The following is an 18,841-nucleotide window of genomic DNA, read 5'->3' as shown; positions in this document are numbered from 1 at the left end:
AATTAAATATCCTCCTCGTCATCATCATCCGAAGCAGCTGCCGTAGCAACACCTCCGGCTTTCATCATAGTTAACTGATAGTTGATCAATGCGAATGCGGCACCAACTGCTGTAGCGGCCAACAAAGTCAGACCCATAGATTTAGCAGCTGCGAAACCGAATACGAAGTAGATCAAGTCAGTTGGTTTAGAAATTACAGATTTTAACAAGATAGCGATACCAACTGCAGGTAATACAGCACCAACAGCTAACAACGCTTTAACATACCACATATCTGTGTTCAATACGCTGAAGATCTCCTGTACAGCAGTAGATCCGTAGTAGCACAATAATGTAACTGGCAAGAAAGACAATACGAAGTGAGAAACTAAAGGCATGATTGTGTCGACTTTACCAACAACTTCGATGTTTCCTTTATCCAATTGAGCCCATCCATAGTGCTGCCAAATCAGGTTGAACATTGCTGTTCCGTAGAACAATGAGATACCGATTACACCAGTCATGGCTGAAATAGTAGAAGCTAATCCTTGAGCATCAGCTCCACCGAAGTCCCATCCAGCAGCTTTTGCACCAACATAAGCCAATGGGATACCAATATAAGAAACGGCACGTAAGTCAGATGCAACAGTTCCACCAGGTGTAACTAATGCGATCCACATTACCTGCATTGGAATACCAATCAGGATACAACCTTGGACATCACCCATGATGATACCAACGATGAGAGATGCAACCAACGGACGGTTTAACGTATAGTTACCAACAGTTGTTCCTAAACAAGCAATGGTACTAGCAGCTGTACAGCTCATAATACCAATCAAGATTGCTTGAAATAAAGACATATTTTCTCTCCTTTACTTATATATCTATATTTGGTACTACTCCCAATTAGTAACCAAATTTAGATCTGAATTTTGGCCAAGATCCGATAGCTGTTTCTTTCAACAATGCGAAATAAACATCGTATCCGGCATTTGTCATCGCTTCGCAAGCGTCAGCTTCTTCCTGGATCAAAGACTGGTTGTTTCCTAATTTGATTGATCCTGGGCGGTCATTACATGGACCTACAACAACTCGCTTAACATCATTTGGAACAAATCCATGATCAACAAGGATCTTCTTCATATCAACAGGATTCTTTGTGATCAGGAAGTATTTCTTTGGACTGTTTACAACAGTATCTGCTTTTTCCAAGAAATGTTCCATTGTCCAGATAAATACTTTTTTATCTGTACTAGCCTTGAAAGACTGTTTCAAAACAGGCGTATTTGCTGCTTTGTCATTGACCGCGATGATACCGTCACATGGATATTCTTTAGACCAGCGTGTAACGATCTGTCCGTGGATAATGCGGTCATCCACACGAATAAAACTAATCATTTTAACTTCTCCTCCTTTAGTTTATGATACGACATCCTCGACTAGATATCGTCATCATCATCGTTTGATTCTGTTGCGAAATCACAAAGACCAGTACGGCCTTCGCTTAGAAGTGTCTGTTTCAAAGTTTCTCTATCCATATTATCTTTCATTAAAACTGCAGAAACAGCACATGGCATATTCACACCAGCAATAACAAGTGTATTAGCCAAAAGTCCTTTTTCATCCAAAACACTCAAAGCATTCGTAAAAGGGGAACCACTCAAGATATCAGCCAATAAGATGACTTCATCGTCACTTTGAAATCCCGATACCAATTCGCGGAAGTTTTCTGCGAATTCATCTGCGCTCATTCCATCCTTCAATGATGTGCTCAAAACATCTTCACGATCTCCTGTCATCATTTTGACAGCGCTGTGCAAACCTGGCGCAAACTCACCATGACTAACCATAACTACATACTTCATGATTTTCTCCTTCTGCCTTTCAGGCATAATTTCACACGTCATTTTGACATTTTACACACAATATGATACCCCTTTTTATACATTTCGTCAATGAAATTAAAGGGGTTACAAAATCGATCAAAAACAGATAAATATCGCAAAATCAAGTATTTTTCAACAAATAAAATCGAATGATATTAACAAAAAATCAAACAAATTGCGAATTCTGAAATCTGTTTAAATACGAAAACTTATCTATAAAATAGAACATTATAATGTTTGTGTCAATACTAGAAAACCATTTTATAAAAAAAGATGGAATTTCCATCTTTAGAACCAAGCAATAATATCTCCAATATGCCGCAATAGTAAAACGCCTGCCAAGCAAATAATCGGAATTGCCACCATGATCCAATAACCACGCGTTACCTTCTTTTCCAATTTTTTCCAGTTCTCCATGGAAAAATAATAGCGGTCATCCCCAGTCTTATAAACAACTTCATCTTCCATAAAATTGGCGATCGTATAGGAAATCACAGATGTAGAGAGTTTTACATCTTTGAATTTTTCGATTGGAATCGCCGTTTCTGGAGAAGTCGCTTTCCTCTTGATAAAGGCATCCATTACGATACGAGCTGCTGTTTTTCGGGCACTGTTATCTTTTTTGCTCATAAATCTTATTTCCCTTTCTTTTTGTTCGCTTTATAAGCTTCCATCCGTTTTTGGATCTCAAAAGCCATTTTCTTCGTGACGATCATGGACGGATCCTTCATGAAATTCACATCATATCCCGGTTTAAACCCCGTTGTTTTAGAAACTCGGGCAACACTGCGATAACGATAAAATTTTTTTTCATAAAAGAAGCCCTCTTCATAAAACCAAGCTCTTCGCTTAACCAAACAATCCATCGCAAAACTGACACAACAAGCAGCCAACACCAAAAAACCCATGGCATACATCCAGTCCCGATAATTTACTGCCTGATAGATACAAGCTCCTATACTGAATACAGCAACTCCACTGTAGATTGTAAACCAAAGTTTATATTCCTCGAAAAAATCATAAGGTTTATTATGATTTTCCATATACTCTTTACGATTCTTATTATGCTCCATAAGCTGCTTGACTCCACGATACATCTCATAGATACCAAATCCAAATAAAGCCAAAAATACAACTATAGAAAGAACTTCCCCATTCATATCTTATCTCCTCAAATCTGTAATGCTCATTATACAACAAATCAAAGCAGAAACAATGAATTTTATCAAAAATCCCAGTCTTTCTGTTCAATGATTTTGGCCTCTACACGACTCCCTTCAATGTTGATCAAAGCGTAACTGGGTTCTTTTCCAGCACGCGGAAGCCAACAAGATCCCGGATTGACCATTAAAATCCCATTTTGATTCGTAACCTTCGAGATGTGCGTATGACCATAACATACGATATCGCATCCATACTCTTGTGCAAGCCGCTCCAGATTCTTTTCTCTATAAAGATACGAACAACGATGAGAATGAGTCACATAGATCCGATGAGATCCAACTTTGATTCGCAAGTCCTCCCGAAACTTTCCAAAATAATCATTATTTCCCCGAACAATCAGCCAGCGAGGATAATAACGAGGATCATCTTCTAAGTCTCCACAATGAATAAAGGCATAAGCATCTTTGTATCTTTCTTCTAAAATGTCGAGAATCTCATTTCGAGAATGCGTATCACTCACTACCACGATTTGCATCATTCTAACTCCTCAAGTTTCATTTCTTCCATGACCCTATCTGATTCCCGCATAGTTTTGGCGTTCTCTTGCCCGACATATCGCAACACAAAAGGGTTGTACAACTGCCCGGTCTGTTCTTCTTTCCCTTGCGGATAGCGAATCACAAAACCATACCGATATGCATTATCTTCCAGCCAAGTAATCTTTTGAATCATGGTTTCATCATAAGTTTCCAATATTTCATCATACTGATTCTGTCGATAGATGGTTTCCTTTTCCAAGCACTGACGAACCCAGTCATTATATCCCGTAAGGGCAACAGTATAGCCCAGCTGAAACTCATTTTGGCCGGCCGGTAAAAATACCTCATCACAATACTGGGCATTCAAAGCATTCCAAGAAGTATATTCTGTAAAAATCTGATCATAAGGAATATACCCCTTCTCCAAACTCAACGATTGATCTTGTCCAATCATGGAACGATAGGCCTCTTCCATATTTTGAAAAGCTTGAGCCGCTTCTTCTTTCAGAGAAACTCCCTGGATGGAAGTTAAATGATCCGGCACATATTTATAAACAGAAGTAGAATCGTTCAGCACGATAAGTGGAGAACTCGGATCAGATATCAAAGCCAGATTCTCATGACTGGCCAATTCATTTTCATAAAAAGTCGTCAGATCCAAATAAGAGTAATGTTGTAGCAAAGTTTCCAAAGTACTCATGCTGAAATGAGATCGATATCGATTTACAAAATTCACGATATAGGCATTGCTTTCATCTTGCGTCTGCTTGGCAATCGTATATAAGCGGCAATAACGAACATCAAAACCTGGTTCATCAATAAATTCTAAAAATTCCTCCGGCCGGATCTGGTTTGAAATAATATACTCGATATCTTCGCTGTCTAAGTGCTGAAGAATCGTCTCTCGGTTTTCTTCTGTCGCATAAGGATAACGAGCTAAAGGATCATAAGTCTGGTTCATCGCCCAAAAACAGGTTACAAAAATTGCCAGACAAACTAAGATCAAAACCACTCGGACCATTAAGACCTTTTTTTCTTTCATGGTATTACCTCGCGGGTATTATATCACGATTTTTCCCCGGGGTGCAGATGTGCATACAATGCTTGCGCGGTTCGGCGCGGCAAGACAGTCTCCAGTTCCTCAATGGAAGCCGCCTTGATCTGCTTCATGGATTTAAATTTTCGCAGCAGTTCTTTTTTTCGCTTCGGTCCAATTCCTTCTACCATGTCCAAAGCGGATCTGGTCATCGATTGTGATCGGAGCTTACGATGATAGGTAATAACATAGCGATGAACTTCATCCTGCATCCTTGTCAAAAGAAAAAATAATGGTTCCTTTTTATCTAATGGGATCTCTTGCAGATCCTCATTCATCAAAGCGCGCGTTGTATGACGCTCATCCTTAACCAATCCGGCAATGCACAAGTCCAGTCCCAGTCCTTCTTTGATTGCTTTTGCTGCCTGTATTTGTTGGGCGCCCCCATCAACCAACAATAGATCGGGCATCGATTTCTCTTCACTCAGCAAGCGAAAATATCTTCGGTATAAAACTTCTTTCATACTATCTACATCGCTGCGATAGGTATCCAGCTTATAATGACGATATTGGCTTTTATCGGGTTTCCCATCTTCATAAACGACCAGACCGCTGACATTAAAAGCGCCTTGTATATGCGAGTTATCAAAGATCTCCACAGTATGGATCGGTTTATCAAATATAGAATTCAGCTTCGCATTAGCAGCCTGCAAATCTTGATCTTTGCGCAAAGTCAACTCAAATTTTTGATCATGTGCCTCTTTCGCGTTTTTTAAAACCATCTCGACCAAAGAACGCTTCGTGCCTCGCTGCGGAATTCGTACATGACAATCTAGCACATCTTCAAGAACCTCGACCGGTGTCCCCTCCGGTACTAAAATCTCTGTTGGAATCATGTTTTCCTGGTAATACTGAACTATAAAGCTCAAAAAAGCATCCATTGGCTCTTCGTACAATTCCTGGATCGTAAAAGTTCGCTCGATAATTTGACCGCTTCGAAGAAAGAATCCTTGTAAAGATATATACCCCTTATCTGCATAAAAGCCAAAAACATCGCGCACCTTTCGATCTTTAAGATCAATTGTCTGTTTTTCCATCACATGATCGATTGACTGTAAGATTTCATAATATTCTTGAGCCCTCTCAAAAGCCATCGTTTGTGAAGCTCTTTCCATCTCTTCTTGGATCTGTTTGCGGATCCAACCTGGATCTCCTTGCAGAAACCGTCGAATCTGTTTGCGCATCTCTTCATTTTGTTTCAGATCGATCGTTTGAAAACAAGGTCCTAAACATTGATGCATATGATAATACAAACAAGGAGATTTCGGCATCGATTTACATTTGCGGACCGGAAAAATACGATTGATCAAACGTACGATATCAAAGCACGATTGTGCACTTGGATAAGGGCCAAAGACCTCATCTGTACTGCGCCTGATCTGACGAGTCATGCGAACCGTAAAAAACGGCTCTTTTGACATGACGATGTACGGATAGCTTTTATCATCCATGAACATGATATTAAAAGGCGGATGATTTTTTTTGATCAGATTGATTTCTAACAATAACGCCTCTTTTTCCGAACCTGTCACGATAAATTCAAAATCATGGATCTTAGAAACCAGACGAGTGGTCTTATTATCGTGGACACCATGAAAATAGCTTCGAACCCGATTCTTTAAAACTTTTGCCTTCCCCACATAAAGGATCTTTCCCTTCTTATCCTTCATAATGTAACAACCCGGCTGGTCCGGTAAAAGCGCTAATTTATTTTTCAATAACTCCGATATCGCCATAAGCACCTCTTATTTCAGTTCTACGATCGTAGCCCCTAGGCCCCCTTCTCGCGGTCCTCCAGAAGCTGTACTTTTCACGGCCGGATGCTTTTTAAGATCCGCCAACACCGCGTTGCGCAATCTTCCGGTCCCCATTCCATGAATGATTCGAACTTGTTTTACATGATGAGCCACACATTGATCCAAGTAATGATCCAAAGCTCTTAATCCTTCTTCTACTCGACAGCCAATGATATTCAGTTCTAGCGGCACGGAAGAAAAAGTCTTGTCCGTATGTTCTCTGTGTGATTGAGGAATTTGTTGGACTTTGGGCCTCCTGATTTTCTTTAATCCGTTGGTTTTGACCTTTAATTTCATTCCGTTGGCCAAAACCATTGCCTCTTTCTTTCGTAATTCAATAATTTCTCCATGTGTAGACAGGTTTTCAATTTGCACATAATCTCCGACTGAAAATGATTCTGTTTCATCACCTTCTGCCTGATTTAAACGCAAAGCATCCATATCTCGTAAATACTTTGCTCTTTGATGCGGTTTGATCTGTTGAGCTTGTCGCATTTCTTCATATAGCTTTTCCATCTGCTCTTCTTTTTCTTGCAGCAAAGTCTCTAGACGACTTTCATACTCTTGATCAAAGCGCTTTTTAGCCTTCTCCCATTTTTGTTTCTGTGAAACTGCCTCTCTTTGAAGCTGATGAGCCTTTTGAATCAACTGATCAAATTTTTCTTTTTCTTGCTCCACTTCATTTTGAAGACGTTCCAATTTTTCTAACTCTTGGCTGTTTTGATCTTTGTTTGCCTCCTTGATGGCCTGCGCTTTTTCTAAAATAGTCGCATCCAAATGATATTGACGGGCAATAGAAAACGCATAACTGGCTCCCGACACACCAGGAATATAGTGATAAGTTGCCTTTAATGTCTTTTCATCAAACTGCATGCTTGCGACTAAAATCGCCGCATTGGTCTTTCCATAGCTTTTCAAAGCATTAAAATGCGTGCTGGTCAAAACCGTGCATCCTTTCTGAATCAAATGATCCAGAATTGCTATAGCCAAAGCACTTCCCTCTTGTGGATCCGTGCCGTTTCCAATCTCATCTAATAAAACAAACGAATTCTGATTGCTTTGAGAACAGATTTTGGATAAGGATTGAATATGACTCGAAAATGTGGACAAGTCATTTTCAATTGATTGCTGGTCGCCGATCGTAAACCACATTGAATCATAATAAGGGATCAAGGCGCGATGCGCTGCCACCGGAAATCCGGCATGAGCCAACGCCACAAAAAGTCCAATCGTTTTTAACGTTACGGTCTTTCCGCCCATATTCGGACCGGTGATCATCAAAGCTTTTTGTTCATTTTGTAAGCGATAGGTATTTCGTACAACCTTCTTAGGATCGATCAAAGGATGGCCGGCATTTTCTAAGATCAAAGTATGATCTCTTTTTTGGATCTGAGGAACGACCCCATCTTTTTCCAGGCACCATTTTGCCTTGGCGAAAGCCATGTCCAAAAGTGTCATCGTTTCTAAATTGGCCAAAAGAGCCTGTGATCTTTTTTTGACCCGTAAAGACAGATCCTGACAGATCCGCGCCTTTTCAGCTTCAATCTTGGATAATGTCATTTGGATCTGGTTGTTGAAAGCGACAAAGCTTGACGGCTCCACATAAAACGCCAGTCCGCTTTGAGACTGCCCGTGGATCATCCCGCCAAAAGCATTTTTATCACTGGCTTTGACAAGGACGCACACTCGTCCCTGGATCGATGTCGTCAGCGATTCCATCAAGGAAGAACTGTGTTTTTTGATAAAATCACGTGTTCTTTCGTTGAGTGCTTTGCGAATATCCATCAGCTGATTGCGGCAATGGACCAATCCCGCCGAAGCATCTTCTTTGATCGCCCCCGACAGATCGATACAGGAATCAATAGCCATCTGCAAATCATGAACACGTTCCATAGAATTCGAATATTCCTTCAATTTATCAAGATCTGTGTCTTGTAAAGCATTGATTACGCGATGGCATGTTGAAAGAAACAATGAAATTTCAGCTAATTCCTTGGGCTGTAAAGTCATTTGTTTTTCTGATTTGCGTACACTCTCTTCAATATCACTGCATCCTTGCAGCGAAAGTGTACTTCCCTCACGAAAGAATTCGATTGAATCACGAACTAGATCCAGCTGTTCCCTGATCATAAACAAGTCCTGACTCGGCAAAGCTTGCTCAATCCTTTGGCGGCTCAAGGAAAAGGAGGTTTTGGCCGCAAATTGAGACAAGACTTTGTCAAAATCAATCGCATGATTCAATTCATTTCGAAACGCTTGTTCATTCTGTTTCATGATGAATCCATCCTTCCCAATAATCAATCATTGAATCAATTGCCGGATCCCATGCACGTAAAACCGACTGATTCAAATAAACATCCCCATATTGTATCAACGGAAATCGCAAAATCAAGGAAAGTACAGCTCCTAATAAGAACACCTTAACGATTCCCAACACCAGACCTAAAAGGTGATTTGTAAACGACAAGACCGTTTTCTTTTTTGATCGCAAAGAAAAAGCCACGATGCGATAAAGAATTCGCAAGGCAAGGAAAAGGATCAAAAACCACAAAAAAGTATTGACGATCTGTAAAGCCGAGTTTTGTAAAAGTTTAATAATCTCGATCTCTGAACTGGCAGTCATCAATGGAATTTCGCTGGCAAGAAAAGGACTTGCCAAGATAGAAATCACCATAGTAGCGATCAAAGTCAAAACATCCCCTAACTGGCGGGCAAAACCCTTCCGATAGGCAACATAGACGATTATGAATCCCAGCACCATTAAAGCGAGGTCATAGTACAAAAAATATCTCGTATCCAAACTCATATACAGTATTCTAACATATCCCAAAAAATGTGAGGAGTTTTTCAAATGTTCGGATTGTGTTACACTGAGGATGGTGATTTTATGGCAACAATAACAAAAACAATGACTCGACCAGAAATCGAACAACTCAAAGAAAAACTGAAGCCTTTTACTCTAAAGCTCTCGCAACCTGACTATACCTTTTATCAAATCAAGACCGAGAGTTGTACGATCACTGCTTATACTTCCTTAAAAGTTGTCTTTCAAGGAAATGATTTAGGATGGCTCGAAACCAATTCTTTGAAAAACGAATATCCTCAAGCTGGCAGTGATGAAGTGGGAACCGGAGATTATTTTGGCCCTGTTACAGTGGCTGCCTGTATCGTCGATTTAGAAAGCGCCAATCAATTAAAGCCGTTAGGGATTCAAGACTCAAAACAAATCACTGATTCAAAAATCCGAAAACTTGCCATTAAAATCAAGGAAGTCTGCCCCCATTCCATCTTGGTTGTACAAAATGCCAAATACAATCTAGTTCATAAAACGCACAATATGGTTGATATCAAATGTCGATTGCATAACCAGGCTTATGTCAATTTGCAAAAAAAAGGATACGCCCTTCCAAAAACGATCATTGTCGATCAGTTTGTTCAGGAAAAAAGCTACTATCGCTATCTGCAAAACGAACCTCAAATCATCCGCGGGATCCATTTTGAAACAAAAGCTGAGAATAAATATTTGGCGGTTGCCTGTGCCAGCATCTTAGCCCGCAATGCGTTTTTAGAAAGCTTGGACAAAATGGAAGAAGCTTATGATTTTCATTTTGAAAAAGGGGCTGGCCCCAAAGTAGATCGTTGCGCTCAGTCTTTTGTGGACCAATATGGATCAAAAGAACTCGAAAAGGTCGCAAAACTGCATTTTAAAAACACAGAAAAACTACGTTTTACAAGCATTTAACACACGAATGATCAATGGAGCATATACTTTAAATATGAACATTTCAAAACGACATCGCCTTTTGATGTGGTTTTCCATCGGGATCACATCGGTTTCACTTATTCTATATGGAATAGATCCATTCTCCCTATTAGATACACCCCAAAGAGGAATTTATACTCGCTATCTTTTCTTGCCTTTCTTTCTTCTCTTTTGTTTGGATGCCATTATCTTGGCATGGTTTTTATGGAAAAGACCAAAGCCTATAGAGTGGACCCGGCCAAAATGGATCTTTTATTGCCGTATCTCTAGCGTCATCTTGACTGGAACGGGTATCATTTTATTTATATATCGCGTATTGATCCCCGCTATAGAGATTCCTTATCTTTTTTCTGCTCAAACGCTGAATTTAGATCATGTTCAATGGACCAGTGATGTTTCTTCCATGACTTTCTGTCTATCTGGCACCGACAGCCAAGGAAAACAACATATCTTTGCATTGGATCCTCTTTTCTTTGCGGATACGAAAAAATCCGATACGATCCAACTTCAGATCCTGCCTTATTCTCACACAGTCATCGATATCCAGTCCAAATAAAAACAGCCCCTTAGGACTGCTTTTCACCACGATTGACTTGAACATCCACATGCGTCTGATACGTCAATTGCACCAGTTCCACACCGGCATCGCGAAACATCTTCTTGCTGGCGATGTTCTCGTCTGTGCCATTATATTTATCGCTCTCATAGACTACGCAGCGGATTCCCGACTGAATGATCGCTTTGGCACATTCATTGCATGGAAACAAAGACACATAGATCGTACAGCCGCTCAAAGACTGAATACTGTTTAGAATCGCATTCAGCTCCGCATGCACGACATATGGATATTTTGTATTTAAGAACTCTCCTTCTCTTTCCCAAGGAAATTCATCATCATCGCATCCTTTAGGAAATCCGTTATATCCTAGGCCGACAACTCTTTTTTGGGCATTGACGATACAAGCCCCTACTTGAGTGTTTGGATCTTTGCTTCTTTTAGCACTTAAATGAGCCATAGCCATAAAATACTGATCCCAGCTTAAAACATCACTTCGTTTCATCTATTTACTCCTTGTCTAACTGTTCTATTACCTTGGCAAAAATAGGGTCCAATGGGGCATCTAACGTTATTTTTTCACGTGTAGAGGGATGAATAAACTCAATGCGAGCTGCATGCAGCAGTTGCCCTTGCGTATCCATCGTCTTTCGGTATCCATATTTCGGATCTCCTACGACGGGATGCCCAATATATTGCATATGCACACGAATCTGATGCGTTCTGCCAGTTTCTAATAAACAAGAAACAAGAGCATAATCTTTATAATTCTTAAGAACGCGAAAATGTGTGATGGCAGATTTAGAATTTTTTGCCGTTACCGCCATCTTCTGACGGTCCTTCTCGTCTCGGCCAATGGGTGCATTGATCGTTCCATGGTCATGATCAAAAGGATGATGGACCAAAGCTACATATTCACGATGACACGTTTTATCTTGCAGCTGTTTGGCAATCTCGTGATGAGAATGATCGTTTTTGCAGATAATCAATAAACCGCTTGTGTCTTTATCAATTCTATGAACGATCCCCGGGCGCAACTTTCCGTTGATCCCGCTCAGATCCTGACAATGCGCCAACAATCCGTTGACCAAAGTCCCTGTATGATGCCCAGGTGCCGGATGAACGACCAATCCTTTTGGTTTGTTGACTACAACCAGATCTTGATCTTCATACACAATATCCAGATCCATCGGCTCGGGTAAGATCTCTACTTCTTCTGCTTCAGGAAGATCGACTTGGATCTGGTCTTCTTCCTGTACCTGATAACTGGGTTTTTCGACTGATCCATTGACCAAGATACGATCATCTTCTAAAAGTTCTTTGATACGGCTACGAGATAAATTTAAAGCCTGAGCCACGGTCTTATCTAAGCGTTCCCCAGATATAACGGGTTCTATATTTTCTATCGGCATCTTTTTTTCTCCTGTATTTCATCCCAGATCGCACAAGCGATCAGACAAGCAAAACCGACCGTAATACAGATGTCAGCTACATTGAAAACCGGAAAATTCCACCCTAAAAGATTAAAACTGAGAAAATCCCGAACATAGCCAAAACATAGACGATCGATCAAATTGCCCAAAGCACCTGAAAAAACCAGTGCTAAACAGAGCTGCGTTCGTGCATCTTTGCTTTTGATAAACATCCAAACAACCACCACAAGAGCAATGAAAGTGATGATCGCAAAAAACCAGATGCCAAAGCCTTCAAACAAACTAAAACCCGCTCCTGTATTCTGTACATACGTCACAGTGAAAAAGTTTTTGATGATCTCCACTCTTTCGTAAAGATCTAAAGATCGCTCAACAGCCCATTTAGTCCATTGATCCAATCCTAAGGTCAAAAACACAACGATCAATGCAACGCAAATCGTTATTACTTTATTTTTCATATCTACCTTTCATTAAAACGCCTTATTTCTGCGATGTAAAAAGAACATTTTGACAAAGAGCCAAACTCCCATCAAAAGGGCAACCACCAACATTAAAAATCCAATCAAAGGAATCCCTAGGATCTTAGGTTCCATATCCGTCGTACAGACTAAACACGATCCCAGCAACAAGGCCGCAATCAAAATGCATACAATGAGGCGATTGACCATTCGATCAATCTTAGCGATCGGAGCATCACTGCCCATTAAGTTCAGATTTACTTTGATCTGGCCATGCTGAAATAGCTTTAATACATCACTAGCCTGTACTGGTATATCAATTGAGCGCGATAACGCTTCCAAACTGCGCTTGAGAGTACGTGTAGCTTCTTTTGATAAATCTAACTGGGTCAAAGTTGCTTTATGATTCGCAACGATCTGTGCCATGCTCGAGTGAGGATCCAAAGTCAGTAAAGTCCCGTTCATCGTCATCATACTTCGGGCAAGCATCGAGATGCCCTTTGGCAAAGAAATCTTATACTGATGACAGATTGTAAAAATATCTTGTACCATTTTCGCAAGATCCATGCTCGCAAAAGATTGATCCATATACTGTGACATAAACATCTCAATTGTATTAGTAAATGCGGTATAATCGATCTCTTGTTTCGTGACTCCAATTGCTAATATCGAATCTACGACCTTACCGACATCGTTGGTTGCCAACCCGCGAATCGCCTCCTTAAGGATTTGACGATCCCGATCCTCTAATATTCCCATCATGCCAAAATCGATCCAAACGATCTTATCATCACGGATTCGAATATTACCTGAATGCGGATCGGCATGAAAGAAACCGTGTTCAATGATTTGAGAAATATAGTTATACGCTAATTTATCGGCGATTTCCTTGATATCGTATCCTTGATCCTTTAAAGCTGATATATTATTGATCTCGATTCCATCAATATATTCCATGACCAACACTTCTTTGGTCGTATACTGATCGATGATTCGCGGTGCATCAATAAAGGCACAATCTTCATATGTCTTACGAAACCGTTTGGCAAACTTCGCTTCATTGGTAAAATCCATCTCTTGTTGAGCCGCCGTCCAAAATTCATCAATGACCATATCCAGATCAACTACACTGCTGACGATTTCGCTTAAATTCAAAACTTTAACAGCTTTCCGCAAGAGGCCAACATCTCTTTCCATCCACTCATAGATATAAGGACGCTGTACTTTGGCCACGACACGCGTTCCATCTTTTAAAACAGCCTCATGAACTTGCGCAATCGATGCCGAACCTAAAGGAATCACTGTAAAAGATGAAAAAACCTGATTCATCGGTTTTCCATAGGCCTTCTCAATCATTTTTTCGACATCTTCAAACGGCATTGGTGTTGCCTGGCTGCGAAGTTTCATCAATTCTTGGCAATAGCGCTCTGAAAACATGTCTTGCCGAGTAGACATAATCTGACCAATTTTCACAAATGTCGGTCCTAGATCTTCCAAAATACGACGAAATTTGACCGGATCCATCCCCTGACGAATGTGATGCTTTCGCAAAATCTGCAAAATTTGGGCAAAGCGAGCCCTTGTCGAAAGTTTACTTGTCTGTTCCATCAGTTCCCTTCTTTCTATGTAAAGGTGTATTGGTCACAGACTCATCCTGCGTCCACGATTCAGCCCATTCGATCACATCGTGGATCCCTTCTTTTAGAGAGATCTTTTTAAATCCAAAATGTTTTTTTAGCAGTCTTTCCCAATCCGAATTTTGTCTTTGTTCCATAAAAACCTCGAATAAATTTTATCATATTTTGGATCAAAAAAAGAATAAATCAAAATTCTTATCTTTTTCTAAAATTCTTCTATTTTTTTTCAAAATAAAAAGAACCAGAATGATTTCATCCTGGCTCATACATATGATGAATTTTGATTCTGAGAATCGTTTTATTATCTCTGACTTATAATTTTACGTTCTATAATTATAATACCGAAATGCCTGAGAAACACACATGCATCCATGGGATCAATCGGTAAACTTATCATAAAACTTCATGCTTTCTAAAACACTGGTATCTTCAATTGGATTATCATCCAATCGTAAAGCTTCCAGAAGTTCCAGATTCTTTAAAGGATTCACATCCGTAATATAGTTGGCTTTTAAAGTCAAGGAACGCAAGAACTTTAGATTCGATAATGGGGCCAGATCAGTGATCGCATTGTGGTCAAGACGAAGATACGAGATGAATCCCAATTTCTCCAATGGTTTCAAATCGGAGATCACATTATTGTAAAGATCAACATTGCACAGATCCACCAAATCTTTTAAAGGCGTCAAATCTTTCACATCATTGTTTTCTAAAGAGAGAATCTGAAGCTGCTTCATGTCTTTAAGACATTTGATATCTTTGATTTCGTTGCGCCCGGCATTAAGATAGACCATATTTTTCATATTTTTCAAGACAGAAATATCTTTGATACGATTTGTATAAAGGTCCAAATATACTAATTTCGTAGCTTTCTTTAAGAAATCAATACTCTCGAGCTGACAGAACTGAGCTTTGAACACTTCAAGGTTTTCGATTGCCTTAAAGCGATTCATATTTTTAATCTCATTTTTCGAGACGTTAAGTCTTTTCAGATTCTTCATCTTATTTAAAAGTGTCAAATCCGTAAATCCTGTCTGCTGCAAATGCAAAGACTCACAGAACTCCAAATCTTTCAAAAAATGAAAATCATCAGCTTGGTTATAAGCTAGATTGATCGAGCGAAGATTTGGGAAGTCTTTTAATACATCATAATTATGGATATAAGGACAATTACTTAAATTCAGTCGTTTTAGATTTGTCATCAACATCAATGGAGAGATATCACTCATCAAATTCGTTGATAAATCCAGTTCTTCAAGGTTTTCGAGATAGGATAGATCCTGAATGTTGAAAAGACGCATACCGGCCATGTGCAATTTCTTCAATTGTTTCAATGAACCTAGAATCGCAAAACTAAAAGGGCCGTTTTCTGTATTGATGTAAACTTCTTTTAATTTTTTACAACGCTCCAAATATTCCAGGCTATCAACTTTTGCACGTTCCAGATTTAAATATTCCAAATCAATCATAGCTGCCACGCTGCTGATATCCATCGTATAGAGCTTGTTTCGCGAAAGATTCAATTTTTTTAACTGACGATGCCCATGCAATGCTTGTAAATCACGAAGCTGGTTTCCAGAAACATCCAAAACTTCCAAATTTCTTAAATCACGAATCGGTTCCAAGGTTTCCAACTGGTTATTCGATACATTTAAAACTTCCAGGTTTTCTGCTGTTTCCAAACCTTCCAAAGTTTTGATTTCATAATCCGGAGCATCCAAATGTGTCAATTCTAACATCGCTTCCGGGGTCAATTCCTCTTCTTTGATTCGCAATGTTCGGGCCACGACTTGTCTTAATATTTCATCCTTGATCAACATAGTACTATCCTCTCTATCATTACTTTTATGATACAACAAAACTGAAATATTGTGTTATCAAAAACAAAGAAAATACATCCGTTGATTTTCTTTATCTTGTAAAAACGCTTTAAAGAAAACGTAAAATTTATATACTAGTATAAGATATCGATTTCGGGTAAAAAATGGACAAAATGGTCTACGAGTGTTACAATCAAAATGTAAATCACGATATCGTCTTGAGTGATTGCGAGTATGAATACGGCATACCCCCAGTTAACAACAGAAGATAGTGATTCAGGAGGACATCATGAACACAGGTAAGGTAAAATGGTTTAATGCCGAAAAAGGGTATGGATTCATCACCGGTGAAGATGGCAAAGACGTTTTTGTTCATTACTCATCAATCAACGCTGAAGGATTTAAAACTCTTGACGAAGGTCAGACAGTTACTTACAACGTCATTGAAAGTGATCGTGGAAAACAAGCTAGCGATGTAACCGTAGTCGACGAAGCCGCTTAGATCGTAATTGTCTAAAAAAAGCGCTACACAAGCGCTTTTTTTCTTTAAGTTATAGTATAATGAAAAATATGGAACTGAATCGTTATGAAACTGTCAAGGCATACGTCTATGAACAATATGCCCGCATTGCCAATGAATCTTTACGAATTGCTGCAATCACCCACACCTCGATGGTCGATACTTGTATAACGCTTCTTGCTATCACTCGAAGCATTCCTCTAGAAAGAGCAAAAATTGCAGCCTTGTTTCATGACTATGCACAATACATCGATAACTGCAAACACAGTGAGCACGCCAGGCTCTCCAGTCTGTATGCCCATCAGTATCTGGCCCAAGCAAAAAATTATAAAGTAATTGAGATCGATGATATCTGTTTTGCGATTGCACAGCATTCCAGGAAAGATCAGTTTGATTCTCCACTTTGTGAATGTTTAAAAGATGCCGATATTCTGGCTCGTTTTCTAGAAGATCCCACCAAGCCTTTGACCGGCATCCGTAAACAACGTTTGATTGACTCGCTGGCTGATATCAACGATTAAAATTTTTGATAATAGAGCTTGACTTGTTTGTCGAGCTTTTTTTGTATCTTCTGAAGCCCAAGATTGAATTGCTCGCGATCAAAAACAATCACATCAATATAAGAGAAACTCTTTCCTATCGATCCTGCAATCACTTTCGCATAAGGTGTAAATGCCTTTCCCAACTGCATCGAAAGCTGTTGACGGAATAAAGCATCTTCTCGTGATCCAAAAAGATTTCCATAGTATATTGTTCCAAATTCTCCCTCTTTTGCTTCCAAATCCTTTAAAACATCGCTATTGCCTTCGATTGTATCCTCCGTAAATAAAGGATGGGTCGTAAAGAGAAACTTCATATCTTTACGAAAAGAATCATCCGCAATCTCTTTGATCGGTTGATAAACACTGTAGATATCCAAAGGAGAAGAATAGGTCTTCCAGCCTTTTTTTTCTACCTGATCCATAAAGGTTTCATACGCATCAACCAGATTACAGAATGCTCTATTAGGATCAGGTGCATCCAAAGAATCCACCTCACCCACATACGCTTCATAAGCACACTGTCCTAAAGCCATCTCAAGTAGATAGATTGACATTTCCCGTTTATTCTCTGCATTAGGAATCAAAGAAAAGCCCGGACAATAGATCCAGCACTTCCAAGTATTTTGTGCTTCCTGAGGTTCATAAAATAAAAGAAAATCCGTTAAAGAATAGATCTCATCTTTAATCTGCACCTGTGCCTGGATTGCTTTTTGAGATAAAGGCGGTAAAAAGGGCTGCAATATCCAAGATTTTTGAATCGATACAGGTGCCGTTTCACAAACCATCGATGCGAGATACTGTGTTGTTTTATTCGGACCTGTATCCCATGTCATTTCAAAATCAGAGTAAGCATTATCCACAAAGAAATGGCAGCCAAAATGTGCATAAGCATACTCATCCAGATCCAGGATCAATTCTTGGCATTTTTCATAATCTTCATTGATCAAAGCTTTTTTGATTTCTGGCTCACGTTTCGAAAAATCTTTCCAGAATCGTTTTGCGTTCTCTAGAGCACTCATCGATAATCCTCCAAAATCAATAACAATTGCTCGGCTATTTTTTGATGTCCTGTTTCATCTAGATGCAGTCCATCAAATGAACCGGCGATGATATTATCCAATTCCTTAAAATCTACCTTCCATTTTTGACAGACAGGTTGAAGTTGTAAAGCCATGGTTTCAATCATCTGATAACCCTCTTGACCAAAATTTGTCAAAGTTCGAATATTTTTCTGATAATCCGGATGCATCTTCGGGGGACACAACACCAAAAACCGAGGGATTTTTTCAGCGTGTTTAAAATTATTGAGATCCAAGGCCTCGTGCAGAAGAATATCCATCCCCTTTTCTGCAGAAAATAAAGCATTGGTTCCATAGTGTCTTTTGGCATCGTTGGTCCCTAACATGATTACGACCAAATCGAGAGGAACATGCGTCTTTAATTCCATCGCGATCGTCTTGGCGCCATTTCTTTGTTCCAAGGCATAAGGATCATCATGGCAAATTGTCCGTCCGCACAAGCCACATTCAATAATTGTATCGTGAGGCATTCGTTTTTGTAAAAGCGCTGTAAATCGGTTTTCGAACCGCATGCCAGTTTGGGCGTTAAACCCCCATGTATTGCTGTCACCATAAAAAAGAATTCGCATC

General features: G+C 39.6%; 22 protein-coding genes. 4 read left to right on the top strand and 18 right to left on the bottom strand.

Annotation, left to right across the window (positions count from 1 at the left end):
• Positions 1–2 precede the first annotated feature (2 nt).
• The 10 genes from HNQ43_RS04205 to HNQ43_RS04160 form a co-directional block, all read right to left on the bottom strand.
• Entirely contained in the window at positions 3–842 is an 840-nt protein-coding gene (locus HNQ43_RS04205; protein ID WP_183375102.1) for a PTS sugar transporter subunit IIC, read from the bottom strand.
• A gap of 46 nt (positions 843–888) precedes the next feature.
• On the bottom strand, positions 889–1,380 hold the full coding sequence (locus HNQ43_RS04200) for a PTS sugar transporter subunit IIB (protein WP_183375100.1): 492 nt from the start codon (positions 1,378–1,380) through the stop codon (positions 889–891).
• Between the two features lie 41 nt (positions 1,381–1,421).
• Positions 1,422–1,847 carry a PTS sugar transporter subunit IIA gene (locus HNQ43_RS04195; RefSeq protein WP_183375098.1) on the bottom strand — a complete coding sequence of 142 codons (426 nt, stop codon included), beginning with the start codon at positions 1,845–1,847 and terminating at the stop codon, positions 1,422–1,424.
• Between the two features lie 309 nt (positions 1,848–2,156).
• On the bottom strand, positions 2,157–2,498 hold the full coding sequence (locus HNQ43_RS04190) for a hypothetical protein (RefSeq protein WP_183375096.1): 342 nt from the start codon (positions 2,496–2,498) through the stop codon (positions 2,157–2,159).
• 5 nt (positions 2,499–2,503) lie between these two features.
• Positions 2,504–3,028, bottom strand: coding sequence for a hypothetical protein (locus HNQ43_RS04185; protein WP_183375094.1), 525 nt, complete (start codon positions 3,026–3,028; stop codon positions 2,504–2,506).
• Between the two features lie 65 nt (positions 3,029–3,093).
• Positions 3,094–3,570, bottom strand: coding sequence for a metallophosphoesterase (locus HNQ43_RS04180; protein ID WP_244957035.1), 477 nt, complete (start codon positions 3,568–3,570; stop codon positions 3,094–3,096).
• On the bottom strand, positions 3,567–4,613 hold the full coding sequence (locus HNQ43_RS04175; RefSeq protein ID WP_183375092.1) for a M15 family metallopeptidase: 1,047 nt from the start codon (positions 4,611–4,613) through the stop codon (positions 3,567–3,569). The genes HNQ43_RS04180 and HNQ43_RS04175 overlap by 4 nt, the downstream gene beginning before the upstream one ends.
• A gap of 23 nt (positions 4,614–4,636) precedes the next feature.
• A complete protein-coding gene (gene uvrC, locus HNQ43_RS04170) occupies positions 4,637–6,403 on the bottom strand; it encodes an excinuclease ABC subunit UvrC (RefSeq protein WP_183375090.1) in 1,767 nt (588 codons plus the stop codon).
• A 9-nt stretch (positions 6,404–6,412) separates the two neighbouring features.
• On the bottom strand, positions 6,413–8,737 hold the full coding sequence (locus tag HNQ43_RS04165) for an endonuclease MutS2 (protein WP_183375088.1): 2,325 nt from the start codon (positions 8,735–8,737) through the stop codon (positions 6,413–6,415).
• Positions 8,724–9,269, bottom strand: coding sequence for a CvpA family protein (locus HNQ43_RS04160; protein ID WP_183375087.1), 546 nt, complete (start codon positions 9,267–9,269; stop codon positions 8,724–8,726). Before HNQ43_RS04160 ends, HNQ43_RS04165 begins: the two co-directional genes overlap by 14 nt.
• An 81-nt stretch (positions 9,270–9,350) precedes the next feature.
• Here HNQ43_RS04160 and rnhC point away from each other — a divergent pair, with 81 nt between their 5' ends.
• Together rnhC and HNQ43_RS04150 are read left to right on the top strand one after the other, a co-directional pair.
• Complete coding sequence (gene rnhC / locus HNQ43_RS04155; RefSeq protein WP_183375077.1) at positions 9,351–10,205, top strand: ribonuclease HIII; 855 nt, start codon at positions 9,351–9,353, stop codon at positions 10,203–10,205.
• Positions 10,206–10,239: 34 nt separating this feature from the next.
• Entirely contained in the window at positions 10,240–10,782 is a 543-nt protein-coding gene (locus HNQ43_RS04150; protein WP_183375075.1) for a hypothetical protein, read from the top strand.
• A 10-nt stretch (positions 10,783–10,792) separates the two neighbouring features.
• Here the strand turns inward: HNQ43_RS04150 and HNQ43_RS04145 are convergent, their stop codons facing one another.
• The 6 genes from HNQ43_RS04145 to HNQ43_RS04120 form a co-directional block, all read right to left on the bottom strand.
• Positions 10,793–11,287 (bottom strand): deoxycytidylate deaminase, encoded by a 495-nt coding sequence (locus HNQ43_RS04145; protein WP_183375073.1) that lies wholly within the window; start codon positions 11,285–11,287, stop codon positions 10,793–10,795.
• Positions 11,288–11,291: 4 nt separating this feature from the next.
• A complete protein-coding gene (locus HNQ43_RS04140; RefSeq protein ID WP_183375071.1) occupies positions 11,292–12,194 on the bottom strand; it encodes an RluA family pseudouridine synthase in 903 nt (300 codons plus the stop codon).
• Positions 12,185–12,673 carry a signal peptidase II gene (gene lspA / locus HNQ43_RS04135; protein ID WP_183375069.1) on the bottom strand — a complete coding sequence of 163 codons (489 nt, stop codon included), beginning with the start codon at positions 12,671–12,673 and terminating at the stop codon, positions 12,185–12,187. Before lspA ends, HNQ43_RS04140 begins: the two co-directional genes overlap by 10 nt.
• Positions 12,674–12,685: 12 nt before the next feature.
• Positions 12,686–14,281, bottom strand: a complete 1,596-nt coding sequence (locus HNQ43_RS04130; protein ID WP_183375067.1) for an ABC1 kinase family protein — start codon at positions 14,279–14,281, stop codon at positions 12,686–12,688.
• Positions 14,265–14,447, bottom strand: coding sequence for a hypothetical protein (locus HNQ43_RS04125; RefSeq protein WP_183375065.1), 183 nt, complete (start codon positions 14,445–14,447; stop codon positions 14,265–14,267). The genes HNQ43_RS04130 and HNQ43_RS04125 overlap by 17 nt, the downstream gene beginning before the upstream one ends.
• Positions 14,448–14,687: 240 nt before the next feature.
• Entirely contained in the window at positions 14,688–16,130 is a 1,443-nt protein-coding gene (locus HNQ43_RS04120; protein ID WP_183375063.1) for a leucine-rich repeat domain-containing protein, read from the bottom strand.
• A gap of 289 nt (positions 16,131–16,419) precedes the next feature.
• On the opposite strand from HNQ43_RS04120, the gene HNQ43_RS04115 reads away from it, so the two are divergent.
• Positions 16,420–16,632 carry a cold-shock protein gene (locus HNQ43_RS04115; RefSeq protein ID WP_183375061.1) on the top strand — a complete coding sequence of 71 codons (213 nt, stop codon included), beginning with the start codon at positions 16,420–16,422 and terminating at the stop codon, positions 16,630–16,632.
• A 68-nt stretch (positions 16,633–16,700) separates the two neighbouring features.
• The gene (locus HNQ43_RS04110) at positions 16,701–17,171 is read left to right on the top strand and encodes an HD domain-containing protein (RefSeq protein WP_244957034.1); all 471 of its coding nucleotides are present in this window, start codon (positions 16,701–16,703) and stop codon (positions 17,169–17,171) included.
• Here HNQ43_RS04110 and HNQ43_RS04105 read toward each other — a convergent pair.
• Together HNQ43_RS04105 and HNQ43_RS04100 are read right to left on the bottom strand one after the other, a co-directional pair.
• A complete protein-coding gene (locus HNQ43_RS04105; RefSeq protein WP_183375059.1) occupies positions 17,168–18,211 on the bottom strand; it encodes a hypothetical protein in 1,044 nt (347 codons plus the stop codon). The genes HNQ43_RS04110 and HNQ43_RS04105 overlap by 4 nt on opposite strands.
• Complete coding sequence (locus tag HNQ43_RS04100; protein ID WP_183375057.1) at positions 18,208–18,840, bottom strand: GDSL-type esterase/lipase family protein; 633 nt, start codon at positions 18,838–18,840, stop codon at positions 18,208–18,210. The genes HNQ43_RS04105 and HNQ43_RS04100 overlap by 4 nt, the downstream gene beginning before the upstream one ends.
• Between the last annotated feature and the right edge of the window lies 1 nt (position 18,841).

Origin of the sequence: Faecalicoccus acidiformans, assembly GCF_014202635.1 — a bacterium.
GTDB classification, from domain to species: Bacteria; Bacillota_I; Bacilli_A; order Erysipelotrichales; family Erysipelotrichaceae; genus Faecalicoccus; species Faecalicoccus acidiformans.
This window is presented reverse-complemented; position numbering and strand designations above follow the sequence as displayed.

Excerpts from the sequence above, each read along its gene's own strand:
- HNQ43_RS04205 (WP_183375102.1), bottom strand. The coding sequence starts at position 842 with ATGTCTTTATTTCAAGCAATCTTGATTGGTATTATGAGCTGTACAGCT.
- HNQ43_RS04200 (WP_183375100.1), bottom strand. The coding sequence starts at position 1,380 with ATGATTAGTTTTATTCGTGTGGATGACCGCATTATCCACGGACAGATC.
- HNQ43_RS04195 (WP_183375098.1), bottom strand. The coding sequence starts at position 1,847 with ATGAAGTATGTAGTTATGGTTAGTCATGGTGAGTTTGCGCCAGGTTTG.
- HNQ43_RS04190 (WP_183375096.1), bottom strand. The coding sequence starts at position 2,498 with ATGAGCAAAAAAGATAACAGTGCCCGAAAAACAGCAGCTCGTATCGTA.
- HNQ43_RS04185 (WP_183375094.1), bottom strand. The coding sequence starts at position 3,028 with ATGAATGGGGAAGTTCTTTCTATAGTTGTATTTTTGGCTTTATTTGGA.
- HNQ43_RS04180 (WP_244957035.1), bottom strand. The coding sequence starts at position 3,570 with ATGATGCAAATCGTGGTAGTGAGTGATACGCATTCTCGAAATGAGATT.
- HNQ43_RS04175 (WP_183375092.1), bottom strand. The coding sequence starts at position 4,613 with ATGAAAGAAAAAAAGGTCTTAATGGTCCGAGTGGTTTTGATCTTAGTT.
- uvrC (WP_183375090.1), bottom strand. The coding sequence starts at position 6,403 with ATGGCGATATCGGAGTTATTGAAAAATAAATTAGCGCTTTTACCGGAC.
- HNQ43_RS04165 (WP_183375088.1), bottom strand. The coding sequence starts at position 8,737 with ATGAAACAGAATGAACAAGCGTTTCGAAATGAATTGAATCATGCGATT.
- HNQ43_RS04160 (WP_183375087.1), bottom strand. The coding sequence starts at position 9,269 with ATGAGTTTGGATACGAGATATTTTTTGTACTATGACCTCGCTTTAATG.
- rnhC (WP_183375077.1), top strand. The coding sequence starts at position 9,351 with ATGGCAACAATAACAAAAACAATGACTCGACCAGAAATCGAACAACTC.
- HNQ43_RS04150 (WP_183375075.1), top strand. The coding sequence starts at position 10,240 with ATGAACATTTCAAAACGACATCGCCTTTTGATGTGGTTTTCCATCGGG.
- HNQ43_RS04145 (WP_183375073.1), bottom strand. The coding sequence starts at position 11,287 with ATGAAACGAAGTGATGTTTTAAGCTGGGATCAGTATTTTATGGCTATG.
- HNQ43_RS04140 (WP_183375071.1), bottom strand. The coding sequence starts at position 12,194 with ATGCCGATAGAAAATATAGAACCCGTTATATCTGGGGAACGCTTAGAT.
- lspA (WP_183375069.1), bottom strand. The coding sequence starts at position 12,673 with ATGAAAAATAAAGTAATAACGATTTGCGTTGCATTGATCGTTGTGTTT.
- HNQ43_RS04130 (WP_183375067.1), bottom strand. The coding sequence starts at position 14,281 with ATGGAACAGACAAGTAAACTTTCGACAAGGGCTCGCTTTGCCCAAATT.
- HNQ43_RS04125 (WP_183375065.1), bottom strand. The coding sequence starts at position 14,447 with ATGGAACAAAGACAAAATTCGGATTGGGAAAGACTGCTAAAAAAACAT.
- HNQ43_RS04120 (WP_183375063.1), bottom strand. The coding sequence starts at position 16,130 with ATGTTGATCAAGGATGAAATATTAAGACAAGTCGTGGCCCGAACATTG.
- HNQ43_RS04115 (WP_183375061.1), top strand. The coding sequence starts at position 16,420 with ATGAACACAGGTAAGGTAAAATGGTTTAATGCCGAAAAAGGGTATGGA.
- HNQ43_RS04110 (WP_244957034.1), top strand. The coding sequence starts at position 16,701 with ATGGAACTGAATCGTTATGAAACTGTCAAGGCATACGTCTATGAACAA.
- HNQ43_RS04105 (WP_183375059.1), bottom strand. The coding sequence starts at position 18,211 with ATGAGTGCTCTAGAGAACGCAAAACGATTCTGGAAAGATTTTTCGAAA.
- HNQ43_RS04100 (WP_183375057.1), bottom strand. The coding sequence starts at position 18,840 with ATGCGAATTCTTTTTTATGGTGACAGCAATACATGGGGGTTTAACGCC.